The organism is Mycobacterium sp. (genome assembly GCF_965277065.1).
In the GTDB taxonomy this organism is placed as follows: Bacteria; Actinomycetota; Actinomycetes; order Mycobacteriales; family Mycobacteriaceae; genus Mycobacterium.
Genome location: NZ_CBDIBT010000017.1, coordinates 300,172 through 319,114, shown reverse-complemented (window position 1 = coordinate 319,114; position 18,943 = coordinate 300,172). Strand labels below are relative to the sequence as shown.

Genomic DNA, 18,943 nt, shown 5'->3' with positions numbered 1-18,943 from the left:
CATCGCGATGGTCTAGCGCATCGCCCTGGCGAACAACAGGCTGTCGAGTGGCTCGGTCCCGAGGTTGGGATAGACGCAATGACGCGCGAGTCGACCTTCACGGGTGAACCCGGCACGCTCCAGCAGGCGCGTGGACCGCTCGTTGTCCACATGGCAGGTCGCCCAGACCCGGTAGACGTCGGGGTCGGCTTGCAGCGTGTTCAGCAGCATGCCGAGCGCCTCGGACATCAATCCTTTGCCCCACCAACGTCGACCGACGCAGTACCCGACCTCGGCGGCATAGCTCAGTGGGCGGCCGCAACTGATCATCCCGACGATCTCGCCGCTGTGCTGCAACGCCATCACCCAGGTCCGTAGGTGTGCGTCGACATTCATTCGTTCGGCGATCACTCGTTGGGTGACCGCCATGTCGGGGTGCGGTGTCCACAGCAGGTATTTGGTGACCTGAGGATCGCGGGCGACGCGCTGAAAGAGCGGGCCGGCGTCGTCGATCGCCGGCATGCGTAACAGCAGCCGCGGTCCCTCGATGCGCTCGGGAGTGAACTCGGCCATTACAGCCCGAGCGCCCGGTAGGTCCGGCGCACGAATTTCGGTTGTACCGCTTGTAGTTTCGCGCGCGACGTGTTACCCGCGACAGCCGCAGCCGCATCGGCGGTCAGCGCGGGCATGTTCTGGATCAGGTACAGCAGAATCAGGTTGGCAGCCGGGTCGGCCTGCCACCAGGTCCCGTAGGCGCCGGGCCAACTGAACGTTCCCACACCGCCGGGCCCGAACAACGGCATCGACTTCGCCGGGTCGGTCACCACCGACAGGTTGAGCCCGAAGCCACGTCCGATCCAGAATGGTGCGCCGAGAAACGGATGACGCTTGTGTTCGACGCTGAGCCGGTCGGTGCGCATCAGCCGTGCCGATTCCGGTGAGAGCACCCGCACGCCGTCGAGAGTCCCGTCGCTGAGCAGCATTTCGATGAATCGCAAGTAGTCGTCCGCAGTGGAGTACAGTCCACCGCCCGCGTTGCTGAACGCCGGCGGAGCGACGTGCGGCTGGCCCATCACATCGTGCTGAAGTTGATTCTTTTCGTCCAGCCGGTACATGGTCGCGGCTCGACGGCGGCCCTCCGGGGTTACGTGGAAGCCGGTATCAATCATGCCCAGCGGGTGCAGGATTCGCTCGTCGAGTACTTCGCGGAACGGCTTACCTGCGACCCGCGAGGCCAGCACACCGACCACGTCACTGGAGTGGCCGTAGGTCATTCGCTCACCCGGTTGATGCACCAGCGGCAAGTCGGCTAGCGCGGCCACCCACGCGTCGGGACCCTGCCCGAAAGGCAGTCGCATGTAGGCCCGCGAGATCGGGCCGCCGACCGAGAACCCGTATCCGAGGCCACTGGTATGGGTGAGCAGATCCTCCACCAGAATCGCCCGTTCGACCGGATGCCTCCGGTGCAGCGGCCCGGTCGGGTCGTCGAGGACTCGCACATCGGCGAATTCCGGCAGCCAGCGCACGATCGGGTCGCGCAGCGTCAGTTTGCCCTCGTCGACCAGGCTCATCGCGGCGGCGACGGTGACCGGCTTGGTCATCGAGGCGATACGAAACACCGTGTCGCGCTGCATGGGCAATCGAGCGTCAACGTCGCGGTCGCCGATTTCGTTGACCTGCAACACTTTTCCGTGCTGCCACACCATTGTCACCGCGCCGGCGAGCAGGCCTGCGTCGCAGGCCTCGCGAATGGAGGCCTGATTGCCGTCGAGGTTCACCCGATTCAGGCTAGTGGGCGGGTGTGGCGGCGATTTCCCGGACGTTGATGTCACGCCAGATCGCGACCTCGTCGACCAGCTCGGGTGCCCGGCCGAACAGGTCGGTGAAGAAGGCAAGCAGCTCCCGCCAGTGCTCGGTAGGTCCGACGATCACGTGGCGCACGTCAGTGTCTTTGAGGTCGGCCGCGATCTGCGCCCGTACCGCGCCGCGCGCCACCAGCCGGGCGCCGCGCTGCTGGATCACGAACATGGTGAAGGTGAGCTGCGATTGTGGCGGCCCAGAATAGGTCCCGCCGTCGGGTTGCGGCACGTACGCGTAGGCCTCAGGCATCCGCAGGCCGTAGTCGGCCACCGCGGCCCACACCATCGGCGCGGCCTCGCCTCCATTGACGAAATACGGTGCGACGAGCACTGTTTCGGCGGGTCCGATGTGGTGGCTTGCCCAGGTGCGGAAAAAGGCCGGCGTCGCGAAGGGTGCCCGGGCCAGCGGAGCCGGAAGCAGCACAATCAGTGACGCGCTCACCGCCAGCATCCATTGCGCTGCCGGTCGCGGGGCGAGGCGGGTCGCCCCAGCGATGACGACCGCGACGACAACGGCCACCGCCAACCAGACGAAGACGGTGAAACGGCCCGGCAGCACGTGCTCGAGCAGCGGCAGTTTCCCGAACACCAGCCACGGAAGCGGGATATGCAGCCCGACGTCGCCGATGTGAAGCCACGGCCCCAACGACAGCACGAGGATCAATACCCCGGTGACGCTGGCGACGCGGATCCGCAGATCGTCCCAGCGGCGGACGGTCACCACGACCAGGAGGACGAGCAGCGGCAGGCCGAGATACCCGGTCGCCTCGTGGGATAAGCCGCTGAACTCGTCGGAGATCCGAGTCGCCGCTGCGGGCGCGATCAGCTGATGGCGGGTCGGCAAAACGAGGTTCAGCAGGTCTGTCGAGAAGGTCGCCGGATCCTGCACCTGCCGGCTGATTCGTTGCGGCCCGAAGAACTGCGCGGCCAATGGCCAGCCTGCGAGTAGCAGGAATGCCGCGGCGGCCGCCGCACACGCCGGGACCACACGGGTGACGGCGATGTGGCGGATCTGCCCGTCACGGCGGGCGACAGCCATGACGGCGACCAAGATTCCGGCCGCCACCACGCTGGTCGCGAGCACTTCCTCGCTGATCAGCAGTTGAGCGGCGGCGAGGACCCCCAGCGCCACCCCCGGTTGCCATGGCGGTCGGCGGCGCGTCACAAGAATCTCGTCGATCGCGATCACCAGCAGCGGCGGGACCCAGGCTGTGGCCAGATTCAGATGCAGCGCCGCGTGCGAGACGACATAGGGGGAGAAGGCGTACACCGCGCCGCCGATGATCGGGCTGAAGCCGTCACCGCTCCAGCGGCGGATCGCCAGCCACGCCGCGAGTCCGCTGAGCGAAATGCCCACGACTACAAGGACGTTGAACCCGAAGAGCGGACCGCCGATCTTTGCTGGGAGCCAGCCGAGAATCCCGAGCAGCGGCATCGAGGGGCTCCACATCACGTTCACCCCGGCGGGCGCACCGATCTGGGTCGTGAAGAACGGATTGAGGCCATGCCCCAGCGCGTGCGGGGTCCAACCGAGGTACCAGATCGCCTGTTCCTGATCGCAGCAGCCGCCGGCCCAGCCGGACGTCGGGCCTCGCCAGGCGCCCAGCGTGACGACTACGGCCACGAGTAAATAGAGGGCGAACGCCGCGAATCCGCCGCGGCGACCGCTGGTCCACTTGACGGTCGTCATCGGCGGAAACACTGCCACAGGCTGGGCAGCCGTGACTCGTTGGAACGCGGATGAGGCTACCGAGCATTCCTGGGGGAAGGCTGTTGGCTGTGTCGATGATTCTGAGGTTGAATGTGCGCCTGTCATTTTCCCAGGGTGAGCCGCGAATGCTACGCTGCCCGGCAGTCGACATCCTTTAACGATCCGTCCAGAGAGGCGGAGAAGGAGGTCAGGATCTCGAATGGGTGCCGTGGGTGACGCCGCGTTCCGCAGCGGACCTAGGGAATTGATGTCGGCGGCCGATGTGGCTCGTACCATTTCGCGCATTGCGCATCAGATCATCGAAAAGACCGCCCTCGACGGTGCCGACGCACCTCGGGTGGTGTTGCTGGGAATCCCTACCCGCGGAGTGACTCTGGCCAGCCGGCTCGCGGTCAACATCGCCGAATTCTCCGGCGCCGAGGTTCCGCACGGCGGACTGGATATCACGCTCTACCGCGATGACCTGATGACCAAGCCGCCGCGGCCGCTGGAGAACACCTCGATCCCGGCCGGCGGGATCGATGACGCCCTGGTGATCCTCGTCGACGACGTGCTGTATTCCGGCCGCTCGGTGCGCTCCGCGCTGGATGCTCTGCGCGACGTCGGCCGCCCGAGGGCGGTCCAGTTGGCGGTGCTGGTCGACCGCGGCCATCGCGAGCTGCCGCTGCGGGCCGACTACGTCGGTAAGAACGTGCCGACCTCCAGAACCGAGAACGTGCATGTACAACTGGCCGAGCAGGACGGTCGTGACGCCGTGATCATCTCCCGGGAGGAGGCGCCATGAGCAGGCATCTGCTGGCCGCCGGCGATCTGTCCCGCGACGAAGCGACCGCGATCCTCGACGACGCCGACCGCTTCGCCCAGGCGCTGGTCGGGCGCGAGGTCCGCAAGCTGCCGACGCTGCGCGGCCGGACGATCATCACGATGTTCTACGAGAACTCCACCCGCACCCGGGTCTCCTTCGAGGTCGCGGGCAAATGGATGAGCGCGGACGTGATCAACGTCAGCGCCGCGGGATCGTCGGTGGGTAAAGGTGAATCGCTGCGGGACACCGCGCTGACCCTGCGTGCGGCCGGCGCCGACGCCCTGATCATCCGGCACCCGGCTTCCGGTGCGGCACACCAGCTTGCGCAATGGACGTCCACGGTGGACGACTCGGGACCGGCGGTGATCAATGCCGGCGACGGCACCCACGAGCACCCGACCCAGGCACTGCTGGACGCTCTGACCATCCGGCAGCGGCTCGGCGGCATCGAGGATCGCCGGGTCGTCATCGTCGGCGACATCCTGCACAGCCGGGTCGCCCGGTCCAACGTCCACCTGCTGGCCACCCTCGGCGCGGAGGTGGTGCTGGTGGCGCCGCCGACACTGCTGCCGGTCGGTGTCGCCGAATGGCCGGTGACGGTGTCGCACGACCTGGACGCCGAACTGCCGGCCGCCGACGCCGTGCTGATGCTGCGCGTGCAGGCCGAACGGATGAACGGCGGCTTCTTTCCGTCTGCCCGGGAGTACTCGGTGCGCTACGGGTTGTCCGACCGACGCCAGGTGCTGCTGCCGGGTCACGCGATTGTGCTGCATCCCGGGCCGATGCTACGCGGCATGGAGATATCGTCATCGGTGGCCGATTCGACGCAATCGGTTGTGCTGCAACAGGTTTCCAATGGTGTTCACATCCGAATGGCGGTGCTGTTTCATGTGCTGGTGGGCACCGAGTCGGCCGCCACGGGTCTCGCCGGCAAAGGGGTGATGGCATGAGCGTTTCGTTGCGCGGGGTACGGCTGTACGGCGAGGGCGACGCGGTCGACGTTCTGGTTGCGGACGGGCAGATCGCCGACATCGGCACCGCTCTCGATATCCCCGACGATGCCGACGTCATCGATGCCACCGGGCAGGTCCTCCTACCCGGGTTCGTCGATCTGCACACGCACCTTCGTGAACCCGGCCGCGAATACGCCGAAAACATCGAAACCGGTTCGGCCGCAGCGGCCCTCGGCGGTTTCACGGCGGTGTTCGCGATGGCGAACACCAACCCGGTCGCCGATAGCCCGGTGGTCACCGACCACGTCTGGCACCGCGGGCAGCAGGTCGGTCTGGTCGATGTCCACCCGGTCGGCGCTGTCACCGTGGGTCTGGCCGGAAGAGAGCTCACCGAGATGGGCATGATGGCCGCCGGCGCCGCTCAGGTTCGGATGTTCTCCGACGACGGCAAATGCGTCGACGATCCGCTGATCATGCGCCGTGCACTGGAATACGCCACCGGTCTGGGTGTGCTGATCGCCCAGCATGCCGAGGAGCCGCGGCTGACCGTCGGTGCGGTCGCGCACGAGGGTCCTACCGCCGCGTGGCTGGGGCTGTCCGGCTGGCCCAGGGCGGCCGAAGAGTCCATCGTGGCCCGTGATGCGCTGCTGGCCCGCGATGCCGGAGCCCGGGTACACATCTGCCATGCCTCCACCGCGGGCACTGTCGAGCTGATCAAATGGGCCAAGGCGCAGGGTATTTCGATCACCGCGGAGGTAACCCCGCATCACCTGCTGCTCGACGACAGTCGCCTCGCCAGCTATGACGGGGTGAACCGGGTCAACCCGCCGCTGCGCGAGGCCGCCGACGCGGGCGCGCTGCGGCAGGCACTGGTCGACGGGGTGATCGATTGCGTGGCCACCGATCACGCGCCGCATGCCGAACACGAGAAGTGCGTCGAGTTCGCCGCCGCGCTGCCGGGGATGCTCGGTCTGCAGACCGCATTGTCGGCCGTGGTGCAGGCCATGGTGATTCCCGGCCTGCTGAGCTGGCGTGATGTCGCTCGGGTGATGAGCGAGAACCCGGCCCGTATCGCCGGGCTGCCCGATCAGGGCCGTCCGCTGGAGATCGGGGAGCCGGCCAACCTGACGGTCGTGGACCCGGACGCCACCTGGACCGTCGTCGGCGCCGAGTTCGCCAGCCGATCGGCCAACACCCCCTACGAGACGATGACGCTGCCCGCCACCGTGACGGCAACCCTGCTGCGCGGCAAGCTCACCGCACGCGACGGAAAGAGCCCGGCTTGAATCGCGCTGGCGACGATGCGGGCGGTCCCGGGGAGGAGCGGCGCATATGAACTCCGGAACGCTGGTCGCGTCGCTGATCGTCGCCGCGGTGCTGGTGCTGGTGATCGCGTTCGTCATCCAAATGATGATGCGTGGCTGGCGAAAACGCGCCCAACGCCAGACCGAAATGCTCGGCACCCTGCCCGAGCTCCCGACCCAGGTCGGCCCGGCGGTCATCAGCACGCCTGGCGTCTATGTCGGCTGCACCATGGCTCCGGCCTGGAGCCAACGGATCACCGCCGGCGACCTCGGCTACCGCAGCAAGGCGGTGCTGACTCGTCACCCCGAAGGCATTCTGGTGCAACGGGTTCGCGCGCAGCCGATCTGGATTCCGAGCAAGTCGATCTCCGGGATCCGCACCGAACACGTCATCGCCGGAAAGGTCGCCGCCCGCGACGGAATCTTGGCGATTCGATGGCGGCTACCGTCCGGCGTCAAGATCGACACCGGGTTTCGCGCCGACAATCGGGATGAGTACAAAGGATGGCTGCAGAGCTGGCCGGAAGGAGTCACGCAGTGAAGGCGATGCTGGTTCTCGACGACGGCCGGACATTCAGCGGTGCGGCCTTCGGCGCGATCGGCGAAACACTGGGCGAGGCGGTGTTTTCCACAGGGATGTCCGGGTACCAGGAGACGCTGACCGATCCCAGTTATCACCGGCAGATCGTGGTGGCGACGGCCCCGCAGATCGGAAACACCGGCTGGAACGGTGAAGACGGGGAGAGTCGCGGCGACAAGATCTGGGTCGCCGGTTACGCGGTGCGCGACCCGTCGCCGCGGGTATCGAACTGGCGTGCCACCGGCACGCTGGAGGACGAACTGATCCGCCAACAGGTCGTGGGTATCGCCGGCATCGACACCCGCGCGGTGGTCCGGCACCTGCGCAGCCGCGGCTCGATGAAGGCGGGCGTGTTCTCGGGCGACTCGCTCGCGCCGCCCGAAGAGCTGACCGAACGGGTACGTGGCCAGCACCCGATGCTCGGTGCCGACCTCGCCGGCCAGGTCAGCTCCGCCGACGCCTACATCGTAAACGCCGAAGGGCCGCAACGGTTCACCGTTGCCGCGATCGACCTCGGGATCAAGACCAACACCCCGCGTAACTTCGCCCGGCGTGGAGTGCGCACCCGCGTGCTGCCCTCGTCGGTGCCGTTCGAGCAGATCGCCGAACTCAAACCTGACGGAGTGTTCCTGTCCAACGGCCCGGGGGACCCGGCCACCGCTGACCACATCGTCGCGGTGACCCGCGAGGTACTCGGCGCCGGAATCCCGTTGTTCGGCATCTGTTTCGGTAATCAGATCCTGGGACGCGCGCTGGGTCTGTCGACGTACAAGATGGCCTTCGGACACCGGGGCATCAACATCCCGGTGATGGACCACGAGACCCGACGGGTCGCGGTCACTGCCCAGAACCACGGGTTCGCGCTCGAAGGTGAGGCGGGGCAACGGTTCGACACTCCGTTCGGTGCGGCAGTGGTCAGCCACACCTGCGCCAACGACGGGGTCGTCGAGGGCGTGAAACTGGTGGACGGAAAAGCATTTTCGGTGCAGTACCACCCCGAAGCCGCGGCCGGGCCACACGATGCGGAGTACTTGTTCGACCAATTCGTCGACCTGATGACAGGGGAGAGCACGTAATGCCACGGCGGACTGATCTCAAGCACGTCCTGGTGATCGGCTCCGGGCCGATCGTCATCGGACAGGCCTGCGAATTCGACTACTCCGGAACCCAGGCCTGCCGCGTGCTGCGGGCCGAGGGCCTGCAGGTGAGCCTGGTCAACTCCAACCCGGCGACGATCATGACCGACCCGGAATACGCCGATCACACCTACGTCGAACCCATCACCGCTGCCTTCGTGGAGAAGGTGATCATCCAGCAGGCCGAGCGGGGCAACAAGATCGACGCCCTGCTGGCCACCCTGGGCGGTCAAACCGCGCTCAACACCGCCGTCGCGCTGTATGAGAACGGCGCCTTGGAGCGCCACGGCGTCGAGTTGATCGGCGCCGACTTCAACGCCATCCAGCGCGGCGAGGACCGGCAGATGTTCAAGGACATCGTCGCCAAGGTCGGCGGTGAATCAGCCCGTAGCCGAGTCTGTTTCACCATGGACGAGGTACGCGACACCGTCGATGAACTCGGCCTGCCGGTGGTGGTCCGGCCGTCGTTCACCATGGGCGGGCTGGGCTCGGGCCTGGCCCACACCGCCGAAGAGGTCGACCGGATGGCGGGCGCCGGGCTGGCCGCGTCGCCGAGCGCCAACGTGCTGATCGAGGAATCGATCTACGGCTGGAAGGAATTCGAGCTCGAGCTGATGCGCGACTCCCATGACAACGTCGTCGTCGTATGCTCGATCGAAAACGTCGACCCGATGGGCGTGCACACCGGCGACTCGGTGACGGTGGCGCCGGCGATGACGCTCACCGACCGGGAATACCAGCGGATGCGCGACCTCGGCATCGACATCCTGCGGGAGGTCGGCGTCGACACGGGCGGCTGCAACATCCAGTTCGCCGTCGACCCGCACGACGGGCGGCTGGTCGTCATCGAGATGAACCCCCGGGTGTCGCGGTCAAGTGCGTTGGCCTCCAAGGCCACCGGCTTCCCGATCGCCAAGATCGCCGCGAAGCTCGCGGTCGGCTACACCCTCGACGAGATCCTCAACGACATCACCAAGGAGACCCCGGCCTGCTTCGAGCCCACGCTGGACTACGTGGTCGTCAAAGCGCCACGCTTCGCGTTCGAGAAGTTTCCCGGTGCCGACCCGACGCTGACCACCACGATGAAGTCGGTGGGCGAGGCGATGTCGTTGGGCCGCAACTTCATCGAGGCGCTCGGCAAGGTGATGCGCTCGCTGGAGACCACCCGCGCCGGCTTCTGGACCAAGCCCGACACCGAAGGTACCGCCGAGGATGCCCTGGAGCGGCTGCTGACACCCACCGAGGGCCGGCTCTACGACGTCGAGTTGGCACTGCGGCTGGGCGCATCGGTGGACCGGGTGGCCGAAGCCTCCGGGATCGACCCGTGGTTCGTCGCCCAGATCGCGGAGCTGCTGACATTGCGGGAGGAGGTCGCCGGTGCACCCGTCCTTGACGGCGACCTGCTGCGAAGGTGCAAGCACAACGGCTTGTCGGATCGTCAAATCGCCGCGCTGCGACCGGAATTGGCCGGCGAGGACGGTGTGCGCTCGCTGCGGGGGCGGTTGAACATCCACCCGGTCTACAAGACCGTCGACACCTGCGCCGCGGAGTTCGAGGCCAAGACGCCGTACCACTACAGCAGCTACGAGCTCGACCCGTCTGCGGAGTCCGAGGTGGCCCCCCAGACCGAGCGACCCAAGGTGCTGATCCTGGGCTCGGGACCGAACCGGATCGGTCAGGGCATCGAATTCGACTACAGCTGTGTGCACGCCGCCACGACCCTGTCGGAGGTCGGCTTCGAGACCGTGATGGTCAACTGCAACCCGGAGACGGTCTCCACCGATTACGACACCGCCGACCGGCTCTACTTCGAGCCGTTGACGTTCGAGGACGTCCTGGAGGTCTTTCACGCCGAGCAGCTTTCCGGCGCCGGCGGGCCGGGCGTGGTGGGTGTCATCGTGCAACTCGGCGGCCAAACCCCGCTCGGGCTGGCGCAGCGGCTCGCCGACGCGGGTGTCCCCATCGTCGGCACGCCGCCCGCGGCCATCGACCTGGCCGAGGACCGCGGCGCGTTCGGTGAACTGCTGTCGGTGGCGGGGCTGCCGGCGCCGCGCTACGGAATGGCGACCACGTTCGCGCAGGCGCGGCGGATCGCCGCCGACATCGGATATCCGGTACTGGTGAGGCCGTCGTACGTCCTCGGCGGGCGCGGCATGGAGATTGTCTACGACGACGAGACGCTGCAGGGCTACATCGCCCGCGCCACAGAGCTCTCGCCCGAACACCCAGTGCTGGTGGACCGTTTCCTCGAAGACGCCATCGAGATCGACGTCGATGCGCTCTGCGACGGCGACGAGGTCTACATCGGCGGCATCATGGAGCACATCGAAGAGGCCGGCATCCACTCCGGCGACTCGGCGTGTGCGCTGCCACCGGTGACCCTGGGCCGCAGCGACATCGAGAAGGTACGCCAAGCGACCGAGGCGATCGCGCACGGCATCGGCGTGGTGGGTCTGCTCAATGTGCAGTACGCGCTGAAGGACGACGTGCTCTACGTGCTCGAGGCCAATCCGCGGGCCAGCCGCACCGTGCCGTTCGTCTCCAAGGCCACCGCGATACCGCTCGCCAAGGCGTGTGCCCGGATCATGCTGGGCGCCAAGATCTCTCAACTTCGCGACGAAGGACTGCTGGTAGCCGTCGGTGACGGCGGCAACGCGGCACCGGACGCGCCGATCGCGGTCAAGGAGGCGGTGCTGCCGTTCCACCGGTTCCGCCGCGCCGACGGCTCCGGTGTCGACCCGCTGCTGGGCCCGGAGATGAAGTCGACCGGCGAGGTGATGGGCATCGACCGCGACTTCGGCAGCGCGTTCGCGAAAAGCCAGACCGCGGCCTACGGGTCGCTGCCGGTCTCGGGGACGATCTTCGTCTCGGTGGCCAACCGGGACAAGCGTTCGCTGGTGTTTCCGGTGAAGCGGCTGGCCGACTTGGGTTTCCGGGTGCTGGCCACCGAGGGCACCGCGGAGATGCTGCGCCGCAACGGGATTCCGTGCGACGAGGTTCGCAAGCACTTCGAGGAGGCGCAGCCGGGCCGGCCCTCGATGTCGGCCGTCGACGCCATTCGCGCGGGCGAGGTTGACATGGTGTTCAACACGCCGTACGGAAACTCCGGCCCGCGCATCGATGGCTACGAGATCCGCTCGGCGGCAGTCGGAGTAAACATCCCGTGCGTCACGACGGTCCAGGGCGTGTCGGCGGCCGTGCAGGGCATCGAAGCCGGCATCCGCGGCGACATCGGTGTGCGCTCTCTGCAGGAGCTGCACAGCACGCTGAATCGCGGTGGCAAGTAACCGTGCTCGGGTTTGGCGCCCGGCTGGCCGATGCGGTAGCCCGTCGAGGGCCCCTGTGCCTGGGTATCGACCCGCATCCAGAGCTGTTGACGGCCTGGGGTCTGCCGGTGAGCGTAGAGGGACTGGCAGCGTTCTGCGAGACCTGTGTGGCGGCGTATGCCGGTTTCGCCGTCGTCAAGCCTCAGGTGGCGTTCTTCGAGACCTACGGCGCCGCGGGTTATGCCGTGCTGGAACGCACTATCGCGGACCTGCGCGCCGCCGGTGTGCTGGTGCTGGCCGACGCCAAGCGCGGTGACATCGGATCCACGATGGCGGCCTACGCGGCCGCGTGGACCGGCGACTCGCCACTGGCCTCCGACGCGGTGACAGCGTCGCCCTACTTGGGTTTCGGCTCGCTACAGCCGCTGCTGGACAGCGCCGCGGAGCACGGTCGAGGGGTGTTCGTGCTGGCGGCGACCTCCAACCCGGAGGGTGCCAGCGTGCAGCGCGCCCTGACCGAGGGCCGCCCGGTCGCGCAGATGATCGTCGACCAGGCCGCCGCCGCCAACCAGGTCCTGGGCCCTGGAACCGTGGGAGTCGTTGTCGGCGCCACCGTGACCGAGGTGCCCGACGTCAGCGGACTCGGCGGGCCGGTTCTGGTCCCCGGTGTCGGCTTTCAGGGCGGGCAACCCGATGCCCTCAGCGGCCTCGGTGGAGCGCTGCCCGGCCAGCTCCTGCCCGCAGTGTCGCGCGACGTGCTGCGGGCCGGACCGGACGTCACAGCGGTGCGTACAGCGGCGGAGCGGATGCGCGACGCAGTGGCCTACCTGGCCGGTTGATTCGCTTCCGGGCCGACCTACAACACGGCGTCGTTCACTTTCCACCAGACCGGCTGTTCGCGACGACACGCGCGACACGCCGCAAAATTCCTTATCGGGCCGGATTCGGGTTTTTGACCAGTGTCGAGTTGGTCAGGCGAAGCGTTTTCCAGCAGCTGGCCGATCCTGCCGCGCGCGACAAAAGTCCAGGTAGAAGCAATTTGACGGAGCCGGAAGCGACTGGTCGGCAGCAGCGAATCCGCGGTCGACGAACCCCCTTCGGCGCACTGGCGGGGGCACCTTCTCGACGCCATAAGCTGCGTCTTTGTAGCTTCAAGCAGGGGGGCGGGTTAGATTTCGTCTGGAGGCGTGGGTACGGTCGTCACCGCTGGCTGGACTACCTGGCCAGGACAAATAAAGATCGAAAATCTGTTGCTGATCGATACGGAGGAATCGTGGCCCTTCCCCAGTTGACCGACGAGCAGCGCGCGGCAGCGTTGGAGAAGGCTGCCGCCGCACGCCGAGCGCGAGCCGAGCTCAAAGACCGGCTGAAGCGTGGCGGCACCAATCTCAAGCAGGTGCTCAAGGATGCCGAGACCGACGAGGTCTTGGGCAAGATGAAGGTTTCCGCATTGCTGGAGGCACTGCCGAAGGTGGGCAAGGTCAAGGCGCAGGAAATCATGACCGAGCTGGAGATCGCCCCGACGCGCCGTCTGCGCGGTCTCGGCGACCGTCAGCGCAAGGCTCTGTTGGAAAAGTTCGACTTCTCTTAGTTCCGACGACGATGCAGGCCGGCAGGCCTGAGGTGGGGGTACCCCCAGCCGCGCAGCGGCACGGGGGAGAGTCGGACCGGCGGGTAAGCCCGGAGAGTCGTTGAGCACCGACGGGGGACCGGTCGGCACGGGACGCGTGATCGTGCTGTCCGGTCCGTCCGCGGTGGGGAAATCGACGGTGGTCCGCTGCCTTCGCGAGCGGATCGCAGATCTCCATTTCAGCGTCTCGGCGACCACTCGGGCCCCTCGGCCCGGGGAGGTCGACGGGGTCGATTATCACTTCGTGTCGACGGAAAGCTTTCAGCAGTTGATCGATGACGGTTCGCTGCTCGAATGGGCGGAAATCCACGGTGGCCTGCACCGATCGGGCACGCTGGCCGACCCGGTCCGCGACGCCGTCGCCGCCGGACACCCGGTTCTCATCGAGGTCGACCTGGCCGGGGCCCGCGCGGTGAAGCAGGCCATGCCGGAGGCGATCACGGTGTTTCTGGCGCCGCCGAGCTGGGCGACTTTGCAAGCCCGGCTCGTCGGCCGCGGGACCGAGACACCCGAGGTGATCGAGCGCCGGCTCGCCACCGCACGCACCGAATTGGCGGCTCAAAGCGACTTCGACGAGGTCGTGGTGAATCGTCAATTGGAAACAGCGTGCTCAGAATTGGTATCATTGCTGGTCGGACCCGCGCCCGATACGGCGTGACCGTCTCAACAGACTCAATTCATGATTTAGCCCCACATGGCCACAGGCCGCCAGGAGAATTTACGTGAGTAGTTCGCAGACCGACGCAGCATTGACCGCCGTCCCCGACCAGTTCGACCCGTCAGCGGGTGGCATCGGCGCGTACGACACGCCGCTGGGTATCACCAACCCGCCCATCGACGAGCTGCTCGCCCGGGTGTCCAGCAAATACGCTCTGGTGATCTACGCGGCCAAGCGTGCCCGGCAGATCAACGACTACTACAACCAGCTCGGCGAGGGCATCCTCGAATACGTCGGCCCGCTGGTCGAGCCGGGCCTGCAGGAGAAGCCGCTGTCGATCGCGATGCGCGAGATCCACGGCGACCTGCTCGAGCACACCGAAGGCGAGTAGCGGGATCGAGGCGGGCCTGGAATGAGCCTCTCAGGTGAGAAGCGGACGGACCGGAAGCGGATCGTCGTCGGGGTCGCTGGGGGCATCGCCGCATACAAGGCCGCCACCGTCGTCCGCCAGCTCACCGAGGCAGGCCATCAGGTCCGCGTCATACCCACCGAATCCGCGCTGCGGTTCGTCGGGGCCGCCACCTTCGAGGCGCTGTCCGGCGAGCCGGTCCAGACCGGGGTGTTCGAGGACGTGCCGCGGGTGCCGCATGTCGCGATAGGCCAGGGTGCCGACCTGGTTGTCGTCGCCCCCGCCACCGCCGACCTGCTGGCGCGTGCCACCCACGGCCGTGCCGACGACCTGTTGACCGCCACGCTGCTGACCGCGCGATGCCCGGTCCTGTTCGCCCCGGCGATGCACACCGAGATGTGGCAGCACCCCGCCACCGTCGAGAACGTCGCCACGCTGCGACGCCGCGGCGCGGTCGTGCTTGAACCGGCGTCCGGGCGACTGACCGGAGAGGACAGCGGCGCGGGCCGGCTGCCCGAAGCCGAAGAGATCACCACCTTCGCCCAGCTGCTGCTGGACCGCCGGGACGCGATGCCCTACGACCTGGCCGGCGTTCGGTTGCTGGTCACCGCCGGCGGCACCCGCGAACCGATCGACCCGGTCCGCTTCATCGGCAACCGCAGTTCGGGCAAGCAGGGCTACGCGCTGGCCCGGGTCGCCGCCCAGCGCGGCGCGGAGGTCACGTTGATCGCTGGGCATACCGCCGGGCTGATCGACCCGGCGGGTGTCGAGGTGGTGCAGGTCAGCACGGCCCAACAGCTGCGGGACGCGGTCTCCAAGCACGCACCCGACGTCCATGTGCTGGCGATGGCGGCCGCCGTCGCCGACTTCCGGCCCGCGCACGTCGCAACCGCCAAGATCAAAAAGAGCGCCACCGAGGACTCAGCGCCGCAAATCGACCTGATCCGCAATGACGACGTGCTGGCTGCGACCGTGCAGGCCCGCGCCGCCGGGCAGCTGCCGAACATGCGGGCCATCGTCGGCTTCGCCGCCGAGACCGGCGACGCCAACGGCGACGTGCTGTTTCATGCGCGGGCCAAGCTGCGGCGCAAGGGATGTGACCTACTGGTGGTCAACGCCGTCGGCGACGGCAAAGCGTTCGAGGTGGACAACAACGACGGCTGGCTGCTGGCGGCTGACGGCACCGAGTCGGCGCTGCAGCCCGGCTCGAAGACTTTGATGGCCAGCCGTATCGTGGACGCGATCGCCACGTTCCTGCAGCGCGGTACCGGAGAAGCCACCTAGCGTTCGAAGCACCGCGGACTGCTCGGTAGCATGTACCAGCCCGGCGATATAATTTGCCTAACTAACGATTTTCCGTGTGTGTCTTGAAGGGGAGAGAGTGTGAGCGAAAACGGTCGGTTGTTCACCAGCGAATCGGTGACCGAGGGGCATCCAGACAAGATCTGTGACGCGATCAGCGACTCGGTGCTCGACGCGCTGCTGGCAGGGGACCCGCGCTCACGTGTCGCAGTCGAAACGCTGGTGACCACCGGGCAGGTGCACGTCGTCGGCGAGGTGACGACGTCGGCCAAGGAGGCCTTCGCCGACATCACCAACACCGTCCGCAAGCGCATCCTCGACATCGGCTACGACCACTCGGACAAGGGCTTCGACGGTGAGACCTGCGGGGTCAACATCGGCATCGGCCGTCAGTCGCCCGACATCGCCCAGGGGGTGGACACCGCGCACGAGACGCGGGTCGAGGGTGCTGCGGACCCGCTGGACTCTCAAGGCGCCGGCGACCAGGGCCTGATGTTCGGCTACGCGATCAGTGACACCCCGGAGTTGATGCCGCTGCCGATCGCGCTGGCACACCGGTTGGCACGGAAGCTGACCGAGGTCCGCAAGAACGGCACCCTGGACTACCTGCGGCCGGATGGCAAGACGCAGGTCACCATCGAGTACGAGGACAACGTCCCTGCCCGGCTGGACACCGTCGTGGTCTCGACCCAGCACGCCGACGGGATCGACCTGGAGAAGACGCTGGATCCCGACATCCGCAAGCACGTCCTCGAGACCGTCCTCAAGGAGCTGGCGCACGAGACGCTGGACTCCTCCTCGACTCGGGTGCTGGTCAACCCGACTGGAAAGTTCGTCGTCGGCGGACCGATGGGTGACGCCGGCCTGACCGGTCGCAAGATCATCGTCGACACCTACGGCGGCTGGGCCCGCCACGGCGGCGGCGCGTTTTCCGGCAAGGACCCGTCAAAGGTGGACCGGTCGGCGGCGTACGCGATGCGCTGGGTGGCCAAGAACATCGTCGCAGCCGGACTGGCGGAGCGCGTCGAGGTGCAGGTGGCCTATGCCATCGGCAAGGCGGCCCCGGTCGGCTTGTTCATCGAGACGTTCGGCACCGCCACCGTCGACCCGGTCAAGATCGAGAAGATCGTGCCCGAGGTCTTCGACTTGCGGCCGGGTGCGATCGTTCGCGATCTCGACCTGCTGCGGCCGATTTACGCTCCGACCGCCGCGTACGGCCACTTCGGCCGTACCGACATCGACCTGCCGTGGGAGCGCCTGGACAAGGTCGACGACCTCAAGCGCGCCGTCTAGCGCGCGTCGTGACCCTGCCCGTCCCTGCGACGTCGGCGCTGCCGGCTCGATCGCTACCACCCAGCGAGCTCGCGCAGGCATCGGTGATGGGCGCATTGTGCGCGGCGATCGCCATCATCGCGGTCGTCATCCCCTTCGGCGGGGAGCTGGGACTTCTGGGCACCCTTCCGATCGGGCTGCTGGCCTATCGCTACCGGATCCGCGCGGCGATCACCGCGACGATCGCCGCCGGTGTGATCGGCTTCCTGATAGCCGGCTTCAGCGGCTTTTTGACAGTCGCGCTCTGCGCCTATGTCGGCGGGCTGGCCGGAACCGTGAAACGCCGCGGTCGCGGCACGCCGACCGTGATCGTCGCGTCCTTAATCGCGGGTCTCGCCATCGGCGGCGCGGCCGTCATCGCGTTGACCATCCTGACGGGTCTACGGCAGTTGGCCTTCCACACGATCACCGCCACCGCGGACGGAGTCGCGAGGGCCATCGCCCTGGTGCCGCACCTGCGGGAGGCCGCCCAGGACCTCACGCGGTTCGTCGCCGGCGCGCTGAATTACTGGCCGTGGCTGGTCCTGGGATACGCCGCCGTCGCGATCGTGGGCGCCTCGGTGATCGGTTGGTGGGCGCTGTCACGGGTGCTGCAGCGGCTGCGCGGCATTCCCGATGTGCACAAACTGGACGCACCGGTCGGCGGCGGGGCCATTCAGCCGGTCCCGGTCCGGCTGGACGACGTGCGCTACCGCTATCCGCACACCGAGCACGACGCGCTGCGTGCGATCAGCCTGGACGTGCAGACGGGTGAACACGTCGCAGTCACCGGCGAAAACGGCTCCGGCAAGTCCACGCTTGCGCTGATCCTGGCCGGCCGCGAACCGACGTCGGGCACTGTCGAACGCCCCGGCGCGGTGGGCCTGGGTCAGCTCGGTGGCACCGCCGTCGTCGTGCAGCACTCCGAAAGCCAGGTGCTGGGCACCCGGGTCGCCGACGACGTGGTCTGGGGACTGCCGCCGGGCAAGGTCACCGACGTCGACCGGTTGCTCGGCGAAGTCGGGCTGGCTGGCCTCGCCGAACGCGACACCGGCGGGCTTTCCGGCGGTGAACTGCAGCGGCTGGCCGTGGCCGGGGCGCTGGCGCGGGAGCCGGCGCTGCTCATCGCCGACGAGGTCACCGCGATGGTCGATCAGCGCGGCCGGGAGGCGCTGCTGGGCGTGCTGTCCGGCCTGACCGATCGACATAAAACGGCCCTGGTGTACATCACCCACTACAACAACGAGGCCGAGTCCGCCGACCGCACAATCAACCTCAGCGATTCACTGGATAACACCGCGATGGTCGAGACCGCGGCCGCGCCGGCGCCGACCGTCGCGGTGGGCCACCACTCGCGGGCGCCGATGCTCGAACTCGCCGGTGTCGGCCACGAATACGCCCCCGGCACCCCCTGGGCGAAGACCGCGCTGCGCGATATCAGCTTCGTGGTGCATGAGGGCGACGGGTTGCTGATCCACGGCGGCAACGGCTCCGGTAAGTCGACGCTGGCGTGGATCATGGCCGGGTTGACGACGCCGACCACCGGCACCTGCCTGCTGGACGGGCGCCCGATCGCCGAGCAGGTCGGCGCGGTCGCACTCAAATTCCAGGCCGCCCGGTTGCAGTTGATGCGCCCCCGGGTCGACCTGGAAGTGGCCTCGGCGGCCGGGTTTTCGCCCGACGATCACGACCGGGTGACCGCGGCGCTGGCCGTGGTCGGCCTGGAGGCCGCGGTGGCGAAGCGGCGCATCGACCAGCTCAGCGGCGGCCAGATGCGCCGCGTGGTGCTGGCCGGGTTGCTGGCGCGCTCGCCGCGGGCACTGATCCTCGACGAGCCACTGGCGGGGCTGGATGCCGCCAGCCAGCGCCGGCTGCTGCGGCTGCTCGCGGATCGGCGTCGTGACACCGGTCTGACCGTGGTGGTCATTTCACATGACTTCGCCGGGATGGAGGAGCTGTGCCCGCGCACCGTGCACCTGAACAACGGTGTGCTGGAAGCGGCGTCGGTTCCTTCCCTGGGGAAAGCCTTGGGGGACTGAT

General features: G+C 67.6%; 16 protein-coding genes. 13 read left to right on the top strand and 3 right to left on the bottom strand.

Features of this window, described 5'->3' with window-relative positions; genetic code table 11:
* Nucleotides 1-12: 12 nt before the first annotated feature.
* From ACQY5A_RS09940 to ACQY5A_RS09930, 3 genes are read right to left on the bottom strand one after another with little or no spacing between them, the layout of a single operon-like run.
* Nucleotides 13-552 carry a GNAT family N-acetyltransferase gene (locus ACQY5A_RS09940; RefSeq protein ID WP_428340204.1) on the bottom strand — a complete coding sequence of 180 codons (540 nt, stop codon included), beginning with the start codon at nt 550-552 and terminating at the stop codon, nt 13-15.
* Nucleotides 552-1,757, bottom strand: a complete 1,206-nt coding sequence (locus ACQY5A_RS09935; protein WP_428340203.1) for a serine hydrolase domain-containing protein — start codon at nt 1,755-1,757, stop codon at nt 552-554. Before ACQY5A_RS09935 ends, ACQY5A_RS09940 begins: the two co-directional genes overlap by 1 nt.
* 10 nt (nt 1,758-1,767) lie before the next feature.
* Nucleotides 1,768-3,528 (bottom strand): hypothetical protein, encoded by a 1,761-nt coding sequence (locus ACQY5A_RS09930; RefSeq protein ID WP_428340202.1) that lies wholly within the window; start codon nt 3,526-3,528, stop codon nt 1,768-1,770.
* 220 nt (nt 3,529-3,748) lie between these two features.
* On the opposite strand from ACQY5A_RS09930, the gene pyrR reads away from it, so the two are divergent.
* From pyrR to ACQY5A_RS09865, 13 genes are all read left to right on the top strand, one after another.
* Nucleotides 3,749-4,333, top strand: coding sequence for a bifunctional pyr operon transcriptional regulator/uracil phosphoribosyltransferase PyrR (gene pyrR / locus ACQY5A_RS09925; protein ID WP_428340201.1), 585 nt, complete (start codon nt 3,749-3,751; stop codon nt 4,331-4,333).
* A complete protein-coding gene (locus tag ACQY5A_RS09920) occupies nt 4,330-5,304 on the top strand; it encodes an aspartate carbamoyltransferase catalytic subunit (protein ID WP_428340200.1) in 975 nt (324 codons plus the stop codon). The genes pyrR and ACQY5A_RS09920 overlap by 4 nt, the downstream gene beginning before the upstream one ends.
* Complete coding sequence (locus tag ACQY5A_RS09915) at nt 5,301-6,593, top strand: dihydroorotase (RefSeq protein ID WP_428340199.1); 1,293 nt, start codon at nt 5,301-5,303, stop codon at nt 6,591-6,593. The genes ACQY5A_RS09920 and ACQY5A_RS09915 overlap by 4 nt, the downstream gene beginning before the upstream one ends.
* Nucleotides 6,594-6,639: 46 nt before the next feature.
* The gene (locus tag ACQY5A_RS09910) at nt 6,640-7,152 is read left to right on the top strand and encodes a transporter (protein WP_428340198.1); all 513 of its coding nucleotides are present in this window, start codon (nt 6,640-6,642) and stop codon (nt 7,150-7,152) included.
* A gap of 5 nt (nt 7,153-7,157) precedes the next feature.
* The gene (gene carA, locus ACQY5A_RS09905) at nt 7,158-8,267 is read left to right on the top strand and encodes a glutamine-hydrolyzing carbamoyl-phosphate synthase small subunit (protein WP_428340465.1); all 1,110 of its coding nucleotides are present in this window, start codon (nt 7,158-7,160) and stop codon (nt 8,265-8,267) included.
* Nucleotides 8,267-11,614 carry a carbamoyl-phosphate synthase large subunit gene (carB, locus tag ACQY5A_RS09900; RefSeq protein ID WP_428340197.1) on the top strand — a complete coding sequence of 1,116 codons (3,348 nt, stop codon included), beginning with the start codon at nt 8,267-8,269 and terminating at the stop codon, nt 11,612-11,614. Before carA ends, carB begins: the two co-directional genes overlap by 1 nt.
* Nucleotides 11,615-11,616: 2 nt before the next feature.
* Nucleotides 11,617-12,432 (top strand): orotidine-5'-phosphate decarboxylase, encoded by an 816-nt coding sequence (gene pyrF, locus ACQY5A_RS09895; protein WP_428340196.1) that lies wholly within the window; start codon nt 11,617-11,619, stop codon nt 12,430-12,432.
* Between the two features lie 434 nt (nt 12,433-12,866).
* Entirely contained in the window at nt 12,867-13,184 is a 318-nt protein-coding gene (mihF, locus tag ACQY5A_RS09890) for an integration host factor, actinobacterial type (protein ID WP_003932123.1), read from the top strand.
* A 100-nt stretch (nt 13,185-13,284) separates the two neighbouring features.
* Entirely contained in the window at nt 13,285-13,881 is a 597-nt protein-coding gene (gmk, locus tag ACQY5A_RS09885) for a guanylate kinase (protein WP_428340195.1), read from the top strand.
* Between the two features lie 64 nt (nt 13,882-13,945).
* Nucleotides 13,946-14,272, top strand: coding sequence for a DNA-directed RNA polymerase subunit omega (gene rpoZ / locus ACQY5A_RS09880; protein ID WP_428340194.1), 327 nt, complete (start codon nt 13,946-13,948; stop codon nt 14,270-14,272).
* A gap of 21 nt (nt 14,273-14,293) precedes the next feature.
* Nucleotides 14,294-15,574, top strand: coding sequence for a bifunctional phosphopantothenoylcysteine decarboxylase/phosphopantothenate--cysteine ligase CoaBC (gene coaBC, locus ACQY5A_RS09875; RefSeq protein WP_428340193.1), 1,281 nt, complete (start codon nt 14,294-14,296; stop codon nt 15,572-15,574).
* Nucleotides 15,575-15,673: 99 nt separating this feature from the next.
* Nucleotides 15,674-16,885 carry a methionine adenosyltransferase gene (metK, locus tag ACQY5A_RS09870; RefSeq protein ID WP_428340192.1) on the top strand — a complete coding sequence of 404 codons (1,212 nt, stop codon included), beginning with the start codon at nt 15,674-15,676 and terminating at the stop codon, nt 16,883-16,885.
* An 8-nt stretch (nt 16,886-16,893) separates the two neighbouring features.
* Entirely contained in the window at nt 16,894-18,942 is a 2,049-nt protein-coding gene (locus ACQY5A_RS09865; protein ID WP_428340191.1) for an ATP-binding cassette domain-containing protein, read from the top strand.
* Nucleotide 18,943 lies beyond the last annotated feature (1 nt).

Coding starts and splice junctions, on each gene's coding strand:
- ACQY5A_RS09940 (WP_428340204.1), bottom strand. CDS start 552: ATGGCCGAGTTCACTCCCGAGCGCATCGAGGGACCGCGGCTGCTGTTA.
- ACQY5A_RS09930 (WP_428340202.1), bottom strand. CDS start 3,528: ATGACGACCGTCAAGTGGACCAGCGGTCGCCGCGGCGGATTCGCGGCG.
- pyrR (WP_428340201.1), top strand. CDS start 3,749: ATGGGTGCCGTGGGTGACGCCGCGTTCCGCAGCGGACCTAGGGAATTG.
- ACQY5A_RS09920 (WP_428340200.1), top strand. CDS start 4,330: ATGAGCAGGCATCTGCTGGCCGCCGGCGATCTGTCCCGCGACGAAGCG.
- ACQY5A_RS09915 (WP_428340199.1), top strand. CDS start 5,301: ATGAGCGTTTCGTTGCGCGGGGTACGGCTGTACGGCGAGGGCGACGCG.
- ACQY5A_RS09910 (WP_428340198.1), top strand. CDS start 6,640: ATGAACTCCGGAACGCTGGTCGCGTCGCTGATCGTCGCCGCGGTGCTG.
- carA (WP_428340465.1), top strand. CDS start 7,158: ATGCTGGTTCTCGACGACGGCCGGACATTCAGCGGTGCGGCCTTCGGC.
- carB (WP_428340197.1), top strand. CDS start 8,267: ATGCCACGGCGGACTGATCTCAAGCACGTCCTGGTGATCGGCTCCGGG.
- coaBC (WP_428340193.1), top strand. CDS start 14,294: ATGAGCCTCTCAGGTGAGAAGCGGACGGACCGGAAGCGGATCGTCGTC.